Annotated in this window: 15 protein-coding genes; 10 read left to right on the top strand and 5 right to left on the bottom strand. The window is 67.5% G+C overall.

Translation table 11 applies throughout. The annotated features are described in order from the left end of the window. Nucleotides 1-29 precede the first annotated feature (29 nt). Nucleotides 30-614, bottom strand: a complete 585-nt coding sequence (locus M3B11_RS12795) for an HhH-GPD-type base excision DNA repair protein (RefSeq protein ID WP_259877830.1) — start codon at nucleotides 612-614, stop codon at nucleotides 30-32. Between the two features lie 62 nt (nucleotides 615-676). Between M3B11_RS12795 and M3B11_RS12800 the strand changes: the two genes are divergently transcribed. From M3B11_RS12800 to M3B11_RS12815, 4 genes are read left to right on the top strand one after another with little or no spacing between them, the layout of a single operon-like run. Beyond that, nucleotides 677-1,117 carry a YchJ family protein gene (locus M3B11_RS12800; RefSeq protein WP_259877831.1) on the top strand — a complete coding sequence of 147 codons (441 nt, stop codon included), beginning with the start codon at nucleotides 677-679 and terminating at the stop codon, nucleotides 1,115-1,117. Beyond that, nucleotides 1,114-1,653, top strand: a complete 540-nt coding sequence (locus M3B11_RS12805; RefSeq protein ID WP_259877833.1) for a DUF1697 domain-containing protein — start codon at nucleotides 1,114-1,116, stop codon at nucleotides 1,651-1,653. The genes M3B11_RS12800 and M3B11_RS12805 overlap by 4 nt, the downstream gene beginning before the upstream one ends. Before the next feature lie 53 nt (nucleotides 1,654-1,706). Next, entirely contained in the window at nucleotides 1,707-2,615 is a 909-nt protein-coding gene (locus M3B11_RS12810) for a sulfurtransferase (RefSeq protein ID WP_165883223.1), read from the top strand. Further along, complete coding sequence (locus M3B11_RS12815) at nucleotides 2,612-3,085, top strand: SufE family protein (protein WP_259877834.1); 474 nt, start codon at nucleotides 2,612-2,614, stop codon at nucleotides 3,083-3,085. Before M3B11_RS12810 ends, M3B11_RS12815 begins: the two co-directional genes overlap by 4 nt. Nucleotides 3,086-3,152: 67 nt before the next feature. On the opposite strand, the gene M3B11_RS12820 is transcribed toward M3B11_RS12815, so the two are convergent. Further along, nucleotides 3,153-4,769, bottom strand: a complete 1,617-nt coding sequence (locus M3B11_RS12820) for an inorganic phosphate transporter (protein WP_170274975.1) — start codon at nucleotides 4,767-4,769, stop codon at nucleotides 3,153-3,155. A gap of 220 nt (nucleotides 4,770-4,989) precedes the next feature. Between M3B11_RS12820 and M3B11_RS12825 the strand changes: the two genes are divergently transcribed. Together M3B11_RS12825 and M3B11_RS13445 are read left to right on the top strand one after the other, a co-directional pair. After that, nucleotides 4,990-5,823 (top strand): siderophore-interacting protein, encoded by an 834-nt coding sequence (locus tag M3B11_RS12825; protein ID WP_259877835.1) that lies wholly within the window; start codon nucleotides 4,990-4,992, stop codon nucleotides 5,821-5,823. A 120-nt stretch (nucleotides 5,824-5,943) separates the two neighbouring features. Beyond that, on the top strand, nucleotides 5,944-6,630 hold the full coding sequence (locus tag M3B11_RS13445) for a peroxiredoxin (protein WP_259877836.1): 687 nt from the start codon (nucleotides 5,944-5,946) through the stop codon (nucleotides 6,628-6,630). A gap of 89 nt (nucleotides 6,631-6,719) precedes the next feature. Here the strand turns inward: M3B11_RS13445 and M3B11_RS12835 are convergent, their stop codons facing one another. The 3 genes from M3B11_RS12835 to M3B11_RS12845 are packed head-to-tail and all read right to left on the bottom strand — an operon-like array spanning nucleotide 6,720 to nucleotide 8,931. After that, nucleotides 6,720-7,310 carry a protein-L-isoaspartate O-methyltransferase gene (locus M3B11_RS12835; protein ID WP_259877837.1) on the bottom strand — a complete coding sequence of 197 codons (591 nt, stop codon included), beginning with the start codon at nucleotides 7,308-7,310 and terminating at the stop codon, nucleotides 6,720-6,722. A gap of 56 nt (nucleotides 7,311-7,366) precedes the next feature. Further along, entirely contained in the window at nucleotides 7,367-8,011 is a 645-nt protein-coding gene (locus M3B11_RS12840; protein ID WP_259877838.1) for a 4'-phosphopantetheinyl transferase superfamily protein, read from the bottom strand. After that, entirely contained in the window at nucleotides 8,008-8,931 is a 924-nt protein-coding gene (locus M3B11_RS12845; RefSeq protein ID WP_259877839.1) for a patatin family protein, read from the bottom strand. Before M3B11_RS12845 ends, M3B11_RS12840 begins: the two co-directional genes overlap by 4 nt. A gap of 157 nt (nucleotides 8,932-9,088) precedes the next feature. On the opposite strand from M3B11_RS12845, the gene M3B11_RS12850 reads away from it, so the two are divergent. The 4 genes from M3B11_RS12850 to tpx all read left to right on the top strand — a co-directional run bounded on the left by M3B11_RS12850 (nucleotide 9,089) and on the right by tpx (nucleotide 12,799). Beyond that, on the top strand, nucleotides 9,089-9,958 hold the full coding sequence (locus M3B11_RS12850) for a uracil-DNA glycosylase (protein ID WP_259877840.1): 870 nt from the start codon (nucleotides 9,089-9,091) through the stop codon (nucleotides 9,956-9,958). Nucleotides 9,959-10,043: 85 nt separating this feature from the next. Then, a complete protein-coding gene (locus M3B11_RS12855; RefSeq protein ID WP_259877841.1) occupies nucleotides 10,044-11,105 on the top strand; it encodes a 2,3-butanediol dehydrogenase in 1,062 nt (353 codons plus the stop codon). A gap of 104 nt (nucleotides 11,106-11,209) precedes the next feature. After that, complete coding sequence (locus M3B11_RS12860) at nucleotides 11,210-12,235, top strand: DUF368 domain-containing protein (RefSeq protein ID WP_259877842.1); 1,026 nt, start codon at nucleotides 11,210-11,212, stop codon at nucleotides 12,233-12,235. A gap of 66 nt (nucleotides 12,236-12,301) precedes the next feature. Continuing rightward, nucleotides 12,302-12,799 (top strand): thiol peroxidase, encoded by a 498-nt coding sequence (tpx, locus tag M3B11_RS12865; protein WP_165883213.1) that lies wholly within the window; start codon nucleotides 12,302-12,304, stop codon nucleotides 12,797-12,799. Nucleotides 12,800-12,829: the final 30 nt, after the last annotated feature.

The following is a 12,829-nucleotide window of genomic DNA, read 5'->3' on the forward strand; positions in this document are numbered from 1 at the left end:
GTCGCACCACCGCCCTGTGCGGTCGCCGATCACTTCTGCTGCTTGGCTGCCTTCGCCGCGGCCTTGCGGGCCTTCTTGTTCTCACGCACCTGCTGCAGCGTCTCATCATCGACGATGTCAGCAGCAGAGATGAGCGCATCGGCATCCCCGTACTCACCGGCCGCCTCACGCCAGCCCTCAGCCTGCAGATCGAACTGCTTGCCCAAAAGCGATAAGAAGATCTTCGCCTTCTGATCGCCGAAGCCCGGCAGCTTCTTCAGCCGCTTGAGCACCTCGGCCCCATCCGGGTCGCCGGCAGTCCACAGCGCCTCGGTTTTGCCGTCGTAGTCGGCACAGATCGTGGCCGCGAGCTTCTGCACCCGCTCAGCCATCGACTTCGGGAACCGGTGGACGGCCGGCTTTTCCTTGAACGCCTCGAGGAACTCCTCGGGATCGGCCTCGGCCACCAGCTCGGGGGAGTACCCGCCGAGGCGCTCGGCCAGTTTGGCCGGTCCGGCGAAAGCGGACTCCATGGTCACTTGTTGGTCAAGCAGCATTCCAGTCAGCAGGGCGAAGGGATTCTCAGCCAGCAGCTTGTCAGCGGCCGGCTCGGTCGCCAGATACAGAGTCGTCATGCCCCTATTGTGTCAGCACTGGACATTCCTGTGCCTGCGCCGATCCTGCTAGCGTCGGATCCATGACAACGCATGCGTTCTCCCGCAGCAGCGGCGGTGCGACCTGCCCGTGCGGCGGCCTGCCGAAAGGTGCAGCCTTCCGCGACTGCTGCCAGCCCGCCCTCAACCTGCAGACCTGGCCTGCCACCGCCGAGGCGCTCATGCGCTCGCGCTACTCCGCCTTCGCCACCGGCAACGGCGACCACCTCTTCCGCACCTGGGATCCGCGCACCCGCCCAGCCGACACCTCCCCGCCGGTCGCCGACTGGGTGCGCCTGGAGATCCTGCGCACCGAAGCCGGGGGAGAAGACGACACCGAGGGCATCGTCGAATTCCGCGCCCACTGCATCGAAGACCGCAAGAAGCACATCATCCACGAGGTCTCCACCTTCGCCAAGCGCGCCGGCCGCTGGGTCTACGTCGACGCCCTCGAAGCCTCCGGCCAGCCGGCAGCGACACCGTGAGCCAGGTCAGCGCCTTCTTCCTGCGCGGCATCAACCTCGGCGGCCGCAACCGCGTGCCCATGGCCGAACTGCGCCAACTCGCCGACCGCCTCGGCGCCGGTAGCATCGCCACTCACCTGGCCAGCGGCAACCTCGTGTGCACCCCGCCCGAGGCGCCGGGCGCCTTCGCCGATCGCCTCACCGCGGCAGTGGAGGAGACGTACGGATTCGCAGTCCCGGTCGTCACCCGCACCGCGAGCCAACTCGCAGCGGTCCTCGTCGACGATCCCTTCGCCGGGATCGCCGACAATCCCAGCACCGAACTCGTCTACCTCTTCGCCGCGCCCGTCGCGGAATCCGACCGCTGCGCGTTGCCGCTCACCGGCGGCGAACAGGCCGCCTGGGCAGACGATCACCTGCGGGTCTGGCACGATCGCGGGGTGCACGGCTCGAAGGTCTCCCACAGCCTGCTCGAACGCCGGCTGGGCATCACCGTCACCGCCCGCAATGTCCGGACCTTAGCGGCCGTCTCGGCACTGTGCGACCGGGCGGAATAGGATGGACAGGCGTGCCGTTACGCACTCGAGAAGCCAAACCCCATGGAGGTTCAGTGACACAGCGCCCCGCGGCCGACCCGAATGAGAAGTTCAGCGACTACGCCCACGGTGAGAAGCTCGTGAGTACTGCCTGGGTCGCCGAGCACCTCGGCGACGACGGACTCGTCATCGTCGAAAGCGACGAGGACGTCCTGCTCTACGAGACCGGCCACATTCCCGGAGCCGTCAAGGTCGACTGGCACACCGAACTCAACGACCCCGTCACCCGCGACTACCTCGACGGCGAGGGCTTTGCCGCCCTCATGTCGAAGAAGGGCATCAGCCGGGAGGACACCGTCGTCATCTACGGCGACAAGTCCAACTGGTGGGCCGCCTACGCCCTGTGGGTCTTCGAGCTCTTCGGCCACCCCGACGTGCGCCTCATGGACGGCGGGCGCGCAGCCTGGATCGCCTCCGGCGGTGAGATGACGACTGACGCCCCCAAGCGCGAGACCACCGAATACCCGGTTGTCGACCGCGTCGACGCCGGCAGCCGCGCCTTCATGACCGATGTGCTCGACCACCTCGGCAAGCCGCTCATCGACGTGCGCTCCCCGGAGGAGTACACCGGTGCCCGCACCCACATGCCCGACTACCCCGAAGAGGGCGCCCTGCGCGGCGGCCACATCCCGACGGCCGCCTCGGTGCCGTGGGCCCGGGCAGCCAACGACGACGGGACCTTCCGCTCCCGCGACGAACTCGAAGCGATCTACACCGACGAGGTCGGCCTCGACCGCAACGATGACATCATCGCCTACTGCCGGATCGGCGAGCGCTCCAGCCACACCTGGTTCGTGCTGCGCTACCTGCTCGGCTACGAGTCGGTGCGCAACTACGACGGCTCCTGGACCGAATGGGGCAACGCCGTGCGCGTGCCGATCGTCAAGGGCGAAGACCGCGGGGAGGTGCCCGGACGCGCATGAGCGAGAACCTTCCTGAGTCGCTGCAGGAGATCATCGACGACTTCGCAGCCCTGGCCGAACCGGACAAGCTGCAGCTGCTGCTCGAATTCAGCAACGAGCTGCCCGGCCTGCCCGAGCGCTACGCCGACCACCCCGAGCTGCTCGAACCGGTTCCAGAGTGCCAGTCGCCGATCTTCCTCGTCACCGAAGTCGGCGACGGCGAGCAGGCCGGCACCGAGGCGCCGGCTGGCGAGGACGCTGAGGTGCGGCTGTTCTTCTCCGCCCCGCCCGAGGCGCCGACGACCCGCGGCTTCGCCGGCATCCTGCACGAGGGTCTCAATGGGCTCACGGCCAAGGAGATCCTCGAGGTGCCCTCGGATCTGGCGCTCAAGCTCTCGCTCAACGACTCCGTCAGCCCGCTGCGGCTGCGCGGCATGTCCGGGATGCTCGCCCGCATCCAGCGGCAGGTCAAGGAGAAGGCCCTCGGCTGAACCCCGCAGGGCCCACCCGAGGGCCAGCGCCCGCAGTTGGCCGCAGCCGCTTGAGGCTGAGCCGGTCTCAGCCGAGCAGTGCGCGCAGGGTGACGACGCCGACCGAGCCGATGAGCGCTGCCGCCGGCAGGGTGATGACCCAGGCCAGGGCGATCGGCTTCATGAGGTTCCAGTTCGCCGCCCGGTTGACCAGGCCGACGCCGAGCACCGCGCCGATGAGGATGTGTGTTGAGGACACCGGCAGGCCGAGCACCGAAGCACCCATGACGACACCGGCCGCGGCGAGCTCGGCGGCGAACCCGGAGGCCGGGTGCATCTTCGTCAGGCCCGTGCCGACGGTCTGGATGACCTTGCGGCCGACGAACCACAGCCCGGCGATGAGCGCGACGCCAGCAGTGACCATGATCGCCGCCGGCACTGCTGACTCCTCAGCCACCGACTGCGTCTTGAGCACATCGATGATCGCCGCGAACGGTCCGACGGCGTTGGCGATGTCATTCGAGCCGTGGGAGAACGCGAACGCCGAGGCGGTGAACACCTGCATCCAGCTGAAGAGCAGGAACGTCGAGCGCGACAGGTCGTGGTGGCGCAGCGTCTTGGCGAAGATGAACACCGCCATCCACACCGATGCGCCGATCATGCCGAGGATGAGGTAGTTGCCGACACCGTCGATCGACAGGTCGAGGTTCTTCAGCCCCTTGAACAGCAGCATCGAGCCGATGATGATCGATCCGCCGGCCGCCAGCAGCGGCACCCACACCTGCAGCGCCCGGTGCGCATCGACCTGCTCGGCCTCCTGCTGCAGGTCATACAGCTCCCGGTAGTAATCGGATTCGAGCTCCTCGCGCTTGAAGTCCGGCAGGTTCACCTGCGCAGCATCGCGGGCCATGACATTGGTGTAGGCGATCTGCTGCAGCTCCGTCAGCCGCTCAAACGACTGCTTGTGCCGGTTGCGCAGCTCCGCACGGCTCACGCGCAGCTGGCGCAGCTTCTCATCAGCCTCCTCGTTGTAGACGAGGATGTGCTTCTTGATCCGGCCGAACAGCACGTAGGCGACGAGCCCGCCGAGCACGGGGGAGAGCACCCAGGAGATCGCGATCTGGCCGATCTGACCCCACTGCACCATCTCCAGCCCGCCGGTGCCGGTGACGATGCCGAGGGTGACAGCCGCGCCGACGATGCCGCCGATGATCGAGTGCGTTGTCGAGACCGGCCAGCCCATCCGGGTGGCCACCAGCAGCCACACGGCCGCGCCGAGCAGTGCCGACATCATGATGAACACGAAGTCCATCGGGTCGACCTGCATCCCGCCGAGGTCGACGATGCCCGAGCGCACCGTATCGGTGACATCACCGCCGGCGAGCACCGCACCGGAGACCTCGAAGACGGCGGCGACCATGAGCGCCTGCTTCATCGTCAGCGTCCCAGCGCCCACACTCGTGCCGAACGAGTTGGCGACGTCGTTGCCGCCGATGTTGAAGGCCATGAACATGCCGAAGATGATCGTGGTGATGAGCACGAGCCGGAACTGGGTCTGGCCGACATAGCCGAAGGACCAGAACGTGAAGCCGATGAACGCTGCCGCCAGCAGCAGTCCGAACCAGATGTGCCACCACTTGTCGGGGCCGAGAAAACCTCGCGTCACCGGAGCATGTGCGCCGCGGGTCATCGTATCGTCTGCCATGATTCCTCCAGACACATAAGCGCTTGCTTTCACTGGATTGTCGGCACCACAGGTGGCCTGTGGCTGAATTCCAGAGGAGTTTTGGGCGTACTCTCGCCGTTCCCGAGGCGCCGGGCACCTGCCCAGTACGCGAATGAGGTTGTCCTAACTACCGGTGGGGTAGGGTGGGGCCGTGGCCGCACCCGGCCAGATCCCTACATGCGAAAGGCAGGTTGCCGCAATGGCGCCAGCGAAGAAGCGCACTCTGCGCCACGGCACCGTCACCTCACGGCGGTGGCTCTCCGATGAGCTCATCCGCCTCACCGTCACCAGCAGTGATCTCATCGGCCTCGACCTGCCGTGCACCGACCACTACATCAAGCTGCTCTTCCCGCCCGCCGGTGCCGAGTACGCCTGGCCCGACGATGCCGCCGAGGTGCTCGAAGACCGCACCCGGCCCGATGCGCCGGTCACCCGCACCTACACGCTGCGCCGCGTCGACACGGAGACCGGGGAGGCGGAGATCGACTTCGTCATCCACGGTGAAGAGGGACTCGCCGGCCCCTGGGCCCGCGACGCTGAAGAGGGTGACCGGTTCGCCTTCTTCGGTCCCGGCGGTGCCTGGGCGCCGCCGGCCGGAGTGCACATCGTGCTCGCCGGCGATGAGTCGGCAGCCCCGGCGATCGCCGCCGCCCTCGATGCCCTGCCAGCCGGCACCTCGGCGACGGCCTTCATCGAGATCGCCCACCAGCGCGCCCGCTTCGAGATGCCCGAACCCGAAGACGCGACGCTGCAGTGGGTCGCCCGCGACGGCGCGACACCGGGCACCGCGCTTGCCGCTGCCGTGCGCGACTTCACCCCGCCTGCAGGCGAGGTCGCCTATTTCATCCACGGCGTCGCTGAGATGATCAAGGATCTGCGCCGGTTCCTCTTCGTCGAACGGGGAGTGGAGAAGTCCGCCGCCTCGATCTCCGGCTATTGGCGGCTGGGCATGACCGAGGACGAATGGCAGTCCTCCAAGCGCGAGTTCGTTGCCGAGATGGAGGCCAGCGAACACGCCGCCACCGGCAGCTGAATCCGGTGCCGCAGCCGTGCGTGGCGCCGGTCATATAAGGCAGGGGCAACTATTGTTGCGCGCCGATCCGAGATAATGTATAGACATATCCCCGTTGGTTCGCTGCAGAAAGGCATCGACATGTCCCTTCACCTTGGAGACACCGCCCCTGACTTCACCACCGAGACCTCGGCGGGACCCATCGCGTTCCACGACTGGGCCGGTGACGAGTGGGTCGTGTTCTTCTCCCACCCAGCCGACTTCACCCCTGTGTGAACCACCGAGCTCGGCCGCGTCTCCCAGCTGCAGGCCGAATGGGACAAGCGCGGCGTCAAGCCGATCGCGCTCTCGGTCGACACGAACGAGGAGCACGCCCAGTGGATCCCCGACATCAACGAGTACAACAACACCACCGTTGAATACCCGATCATCGCCGACCCGGACAAGAAGGTCGCCGAGCTCTACGACATGATCCACCCCGGCGAGGGCGACACCTCCTCGGTGCGCTCGGTGTTCGTCATCGACCCGGGCAAGAAGATCCGCCTGACGATGACCTACCCGAAGTCCACCGGCCGCAACTTCGATGAGATCCTGCGCGTCATCGACGCCCTGCAGGAAGCCGACCGAGGCGAATGCGCCACCGGCGTCGACTGGCAGCCCGGCGACAAGGTCATCGTGCCCCCGGAGGTGCCGACCGCTGAGGCGAAGGAGAAGTTCGACGACGTCGAGGAGCACTACTCCTACCTGCGCGCACCGCCCGCGTCAAGGCCGACGCCGCCGGCACCGGCGCTGTCGGCTGCGGCTGACACCGCGCTGACGTGCGCATGACGGCTGACCGGGGCGCTCCGGTCACCGGCTGCTGACTGTTCTGCGGCCCCCCACCGGCGGGGCCGCAGTCGTCTGCAGGCCGCGGAATCTCAGTCTCCGTGGGCCTCGCGGATGAGCGGGACGAAGGCGTAGCCGCCGTGTTCGGTGATGTGCACCCCGCCCTGAACGAGCTTCTTCACCCGCAGCATCGTCGAGCCGACCGGGATGACGAGGATGCCGCCGGGAACGAGCTGGTCGATGAGCTCTTCGGGCAGCTGGGTGGCGGCAGCCGAGACGAGGATCCGGTCGAAGGGCTCGGCATCCGGCAGTCCGAACACCCCGCCGGTCGCCTCGACGATCTCGACGGTGTCGATGTCTGCCAGCAGCTGCCGGGCGGTGTCGGCCAGCGCGCTGATCCGCTCGACACCGGTGACAGAGCCCTCACGCCCGACGAGCTCGGCGAGGATCGCGGTGCTCCAGCCGGTGCCGCAGCCGATGTCGAGGACTCGCATCCCCGGGTGGACCTGGAGCAGGTCCATCATCGCCACCACCGTGCTCGGCTGGGAGTTCGTCTGCCCGTAGCCGATCGGCACCGGCCGGTCCCACTGGCTGCTGCGGCGATGCTGGGCAGGCAGGAACCGGGCGCGGTCGAGGCGCTCCATCACCTCGCGAATCTCCGATGGGCGGGCGGCTGCGGTCATGTCCTCACTCCTTTGCTGCCACCAGTGTAGGAACCCTGTCTGTGTCCGCGCTGGCCTCAGCCGCGCAGGCACAGCGCAGCATGGAACGGCCCTTCAGCCTCGTGCGGAAGCACGCTCGCCGGAACCGCGACATCGCACAGGCACATGCTGGCCCCCGCGCCCGAGGCGGTGGTGACGTCATCGGCGGCAAGATCGCGCAGCAGGCCGGTCCCGTAGGCCTTGACGAGTGCCTCCTTGCGCACCCACAGCTGGGTGAACACGGCAGCCTGCTCCGCCGGGCCAGCCTGGGCGATCGCCGCCTGTTCGGCAGGATGCAGCAGCGCCGCCACCTCGGTCGCGGTCTGCCGGATGGCTCGCGCTTCGATGTCGACGCCGAGGGGCACATCGGATGCTGCGATCGCCAGCAGACCTCCGGAACTGGCAAATGAGACGAAAGGGCCGGGCGCGCCGTCGACGAACAGCAGGGGAGCACCGCGCTCATCGGCATCCAGCCGCACCGACTCGACCGGCGCCTGCAACCAGCCGGCGAGCACCTGCCGGCTGATCCGGGTGCGCAGCGCTGCGTCAGCGGATCCGGCCGAGAGATCCTGAGAGGACGGCACTGCCGTGATGGAGGCGCTGAGGTCGGCGATCCACATGGGCACATCGGGTCGGCGCGGGCATGGGACGGTGAGCCTGGTGACCCCAGGCGGCAGGTTCATGAGCCGTCGAGACCGAGGAATTCGCGGATCGCCGGCATCTCGCGGCGCACCTGCGACAGGCCCATCCGGTGGGCTGCGGCGAGCTTCGAAAGATTGCGCTCGCCGTTGGACACCGGCATGATCTCCGGTGCGAAGACATACGCTTTGCCCTGGCGTTCGAGTTCGAAGACCTGCTCGCGCATCTCGTTGTAGCGCTTCCACCGGCCCAGCAGCGCATCGGCGACCGCCGGTTGCCGGCGGAAGTAGCTGCGGTAGAAGGCCGGGAACCGCTGCGGGGCCTTCTCATAGTCACGCTGCTGGGTCAGCACGATGAGGAACTTCTCGTAACCGGCCCGCTGGGCGGTCGGCAGCGGGATCCCGCCGTGCTCGGCCAGGGCACCGTCGACATAGGTGCGCTCGCCGATCGTCACCGGCGGCATCACCACCGGCATCGTCGACGATGCCTGGACGGCCGTCATCAGGTCGTGCATCTCATCGACATCGGCGCGCGACCAGATCCGCTCCTCACCGGATTCGACGTCGACAGCCGCGATGGCGAACTCGGCCGGATTGGCCTCGAAGGTCTCCCAGTCGAACGGCAGCGCTTCATCCGGCTGCGAGGTGCCCTGGTAGATGTACTCGGAGTTGAACAGGCCCTGCCCGCGCAGGAACGTGCGCATATTGCCGAAGTTCGGGTCGGCGGAGAACTCGACGAAGCAGCGGCGGGCCCGCCACGGGTCATGCGAGAGGTAGTTCGCGGTGTTCGTCGCACCGGCGCTGATGCCTGCCACCCAGTCGAAGTAGATCTCCTCCTCGAGCAGGCGGATGACCATCGCCGACGTCAGCGCTGCGCGCATCCCGCCGCCTTCGAAGATGAGAGCCGTGTCGGTCACCGTGCTGTGCAGCTGAGCCGCGCCAGCTGTTGAGTCGTCTCCTGGCATGACTCCAACCTACGACACCACGCGCCTCTTCGGGTGGGTTCAAGCCGCCCCGATTTCCGTGAGATCAGCCATGCCCGCACGCAGTGCTGTGCCGCAGACATCCATAGTGAAGCACAAGACAGCTTGCCGGATAGGTTCAGCAGGCTAGGCTCAGGACATGACCGAACGCCTGCCGCACCCGCTCACCGGCCAGCTCTTCGCCTCGCCGGTGCCTGCCGGCCAGGGCTGGCCGGAAGATCCTGCCAAGCGCAGCACCCCGGTGGCCCGCAGTGCTGAGGACGTCACCCGCCTGGCCGATCGTGCACGCACCCTGGCTGAGCTCGATGCCCGGGTGACGAAGTGCCGGGCCTGCCCGAGGCTCGTCGACTGGCGCGAATCGGTCGCACACGACAAGCGCGCATCCTTTGCCGGGGAGCCGTACTGGGGCAGGCCGGTCGCCTCGCTCGGAGATCCGGAGGCGTGGCTGGGCATCATCGGCCTCGCCCCAGCCGCCCACGGCGGGAACCGGACCGGGCGGATGTTCACCGGTGACCGGTCCGGCGACTGGATCCATGCTGCGCTCTACCGGGCGGGCATGAACTCCCAGCCCGACTCGAAGGTGGCAGGCGACGGGCTCGTCATGACCGGCGCGCGCACGATCGCCCCGGTCCACTGCGCCCCGCCGGACAACAAACCCACCCCAGACGAACGGCACGCCTGTGCCGGGTGGCTGCGGCGCGAACTCCAGCTCATCCCCACCCTCGAAATCCTCATCGCTCTCGGTGGGATCGCCTGGCAGGCGACCCTGTCCGGTGTGCGCGCCATGGGCTGGGATGTCCCGCGCCCCCAGCCGCGGTTCGGCCACGGTGCCGAGGCGGTGCTCACCCGGCCAGACGGCGTGCCGGTGCGGCTGGTCGGCAGCTATCATCCCAGCCAGCAGAACACCTTCACCGGCCGGCTGACGACGGAGATGCTCGATGCGGTGTTTGCCCGGGCGAAGGAGATTCACCAGGTGAACACTGGTGAAACCCCGCGTCCCGACTCATGAGAGAACGCGCATAGGACGCCTGCGCGGTCGTAATCTGGAGGCAGGCAGCCGGACCGGCTGCCCGTCACGCGAAAGGTTCACGATCGTGAAAGCTGCACGCTACTACGACAACCACGACATCCGCATCGAAGACATCCCCGAGCCGGAGCTCAAGCCCGGCACAGTCGCCATCGACATCGCCTGGTGCGGCATCTGCGGAACCGATCTGCACGAGTACCTCGAAGGCCCCATCTTCATCCCGCCCAAGGGCAGCCCGCACCCGATCTCAGGGGAAGAGGCCCCGGTGACGATGGGCCACGAGTTCTCCGGCACCATCACCGCCCTCGGCGAGGGTGTTGACGACCTCACCGTCGGTGAGTCCGTCGTCGTCGAGCCCTACATCATCGCCGAAGGCGTCGACACCGGTGAGGGATCGGACTACCACCTGTCGCCGAACATGAACTTCATCGGCCTCGGCGGCCGCGGTGGTGGCCTGTCGGAGAAGATCGTCGTCGAACGCCGCTGGGTGCACCCGGTCGGCGATATGCCGCTCGACCAGGCCGCGCTCATCGAACCGCTCTCGGTCGGCCACCACGCCTACGTCCGCTCGGATGCCAAGGCCGGTGACGTCGCCATCGTCGGCGGTGCCGGGCCGATTGGCCTGCTGACCGCCGCTGTGCTCAAGGCCGAGGGCCTGACGGTCTACATCTCCGAGCTCTCCGAGGCCCGCAAGGCCAAGGCGCGTGAGACCGGTGTCGCCGATGAGGTCTTCGACCCGCGTGAGGTCAACGTCGCCGACGAGGTCCGCAAGCGCACCGACGGCAAGGGCGCAGACGTCGGCTTCGAGTGCTCCTCGGTGCCGGCCGTCCTCGACATGCTGCTCGATGCGGTGCGTCCCGGCGCGGTCATCGTCAACGTCTCGATCTGGGGCTTCAACCCCGAGGTCGCGATGCCGCTGCTGGTGCTCAAGGAGATCGACCTGCGCGGCACCATCGGCTACGCCAACGACCACCCGGCCACCATCGAGCTCGTGCGTTCGGGCAAGCTCGACCTCGCCCCGTTCATCACCGCGAAGATTCCGCTCGATGACCTGGTGGAGAAGGGCTTCGACCAGCTCATCAACAACAACGAGCATCATGTGAAGATCCTCGTCGACCCCAACGCCTGACGCTCTCCGCATCAGGCATCGACACGGCCCGCCACTTCAGGAAACTCTGAAGCGGCGGGCCTACGATGTTCGACGGACCATCTGCCGAGACCCCCGAGGACCCTATGTCGCATCAGGCACACACCCCGCATGCCGCCCAGCCGCCGCGTGCCCCGCGCCGACCGTGGTACCTCGTGCCGCTGGACATGCTGCGCGGCTTCCTCATCGGGTGTGCTGAACTCGTCCCCGGTGTCTCTGGCGGCACGATTGCGCTGGTGACCGGCATCTACGACGAGCTCATCGGCTCAGCCTCCCATGTCATCTCCGCTGCCAAGAAGCTCGTCGTCGGACCCGACCGGATCAGCGGGATGATGACAGAGCTGCGCCGCACCCAGTGGATGCTCATCATCCCCGTGCTCATCGGCATGGCGACTGCCGTGCTCTCGATCGCGGGGGTGATGAAGGACTTCGTCGCCGCCTATCCCGAGCACTCCCGCGGACTGTTCTTCGGTCTCGTGCTCGTGAGCATCCTGGTCCCGCTGCGCATGCTTCCGGCCCGGCGACCGGGCCAGCATCGGGCCGTGGGCGTCATCATGTTCGTCCTAGCCGCCGCAGCCGCGTTCATCATGGTCGGCTTCGCCGGCGGCGGCAACGATGCCGACCCCTCGCTGATCGTCGTGTTCTTCGCTGCTGCCGTGGCGGTCTGCGCGCTTGTGATCCCCGGCGTGTCGGGATCGTTCTTCCTGCTGGCGGTGGGTCTGTACGCTACGACGATGACAGCGATCAGCGAACGCGACCTCGGCTACATCGCGATCTTCGGCCTCGGCGCGGTCTTCGGTCTCGCCAGCTTCGTGAGCCTGCTGCGCTATCTGCTCACCCACCACAGGCGGGTGACCCTGCTCGTCATGGCCGGGCTGATGTTCGGTTCGCTGCGCGCTCTGTGGCCGTGGCAGAGCGACGGCACCCCGGACGCCAGCGGTGAGACCCACGGTGTAGGCGCGCTCATCCTGCCGACCGCCCCGATCGCCGGGCCCGTGCTGCTGGCGCTCGCCGGTGCCGCCGCCGTGCTCATCCTCATCCTCGTCGAATCCCGCTATTCGCCGGTCGACCACGACGAGGAACTCGACGTCGAGCACAAGCCGGCACGCTGAGGGCCGGGAGTCTCATTGTGACCGTCTGCCATTTGCCAGGGGTGTGCAGACGCGTAAGGTGAAGGCATGGCTACTACCGCATTCCAGGGAGATCCTGTCAGCACCAATGGCTCGCTGCCTGAGACCGGCAGCAAGGCACCTGCCTTCGAACTCGTCGGCACCGACCTGTCCTCAGTCACCTCTGCCGATGTCGCTGGCAAGCGCGTCGTGCTCAACATCTTTCCCAGCGTCGACACCGGCGTGTGCGCTGAGAGCGTGCGCAAGTTCAACGAACTGGCCGGTACCCTCGACAACACCGCTGTCATCTGCGCCTCGAAGGATCTGCCGTTCGCCCTCGGCCGGTTCTGCGGCGCGGAGGGACTCGACAACGTCACCAGCGCCTCGGCCTTCCGCACCGACTTCGGCGATGACTACGGTGTGCGCATGACCGACGGCCCGCTGGCCGGCCTGCTCGCCCGCTCGGTCGTCGTGCTCGACGAGAACGGTGTCGTGCTGCACTCGCAGCTCGTCCCGGAGATCGGCCAGGAACCGGACTACGACGCAGCCATCGCCGCCCTGGGCTGACGCGCCCACCACCTCGGCGCCGGAACCCGG

Source organism: Brevibacterium sp. p3-SID960 (assembly GCF_025144725.1).
Classification (GTDB): Bacteria; Actinomycetota; Actinomycetes; order Actinomycetales; family Brevibacteriaceae; genus Brevibacterium.

What these genes read in the sequence shown, in the direction of transcription:
- M3B11_RS12795 (WP_259877830.1), bottom strand. Translation starts at nt 614, where the DNA reads ATGACGACTCTGTATCTGGCGACCGAGCCGGCCGCTGACAAGCTGCTG.
- M3B11_RS12800 (WP_259877831.1), top strand. Translation starts at nt 677, where the DNA reads ATGACAACGCATGCGTTCTCCCGCAGCAGCGGCGGTGCGACCTGCCCG.
- M3B11_RS12815 (WP_259877834.1), top strand. Translation starts at nt 2,612, where the DNA reads ATGAGCGAGAACCTTCCTGAGTCGCTGCAGGAGATCATCGACGACTTC.
- M3B11_RS12820 (WP_170274975.1), bottom strand. Translation starts at nt 4,769, where the DNA reads ATGGCAGACGATACGATGACCCGCGGCGCACATGCTCCGGTGACGCGA.
- M3B11_RS12825 (WP_259877835.1), top strand. Translation starts at nt 4,990, where the DNA reads ATGGCGCCAGCGAAGAAGCGCACTCTGCGCCACGGCACCGTCACCTCA.
- M3B11_RS12835 (WP_259877837.1), bottom strand. Translation starts at nt 7,310, where the DNA reads ATGACCGCAGCCGCCCGCCCATCGGAGATTCGCGAGGTGATGGAGCGC.
- M3B11_RS12840 (WP_259877838.1), bottom strand. Translation starts at nt 8,011, where the DNA reads ATGAACCTGCCGCCTGGGGTCACCAGGCTCACCGTCCCATGCCCGCGC.
- M3B11_RS12845 (WP_259877839.1), bottom strand. Translation starts at nt 8,931, where the DNA reads ATGCCAGGAGACGACTCAACAGCTGGCGCGGCTCAGCTGCACAGCACG.
- M3B11_RS12850 (WP_259877840.1), top strand. Translation starts at nt 9,089, where the DNA reads ATGACCGAACGCCTGCCGCACCCGCTCACCGGCCAGCTCTTCGCCTCG.
- M3B11_RS12860 (WP_259877842.1), top strand. Translation starts at nt 11,210, where the DNA reads ATGTCGCATCAGGCACACACCCCGCATGCCGCCCAGCCGCCGCGTGCC.
- tpx (WP_165883213.1), top strand. Translation starts at nt 12,302, where the DNA reads ATGGCTACTACCGCATTCCAGGGAGATCCTGTCAGCACCAATGGCTCG.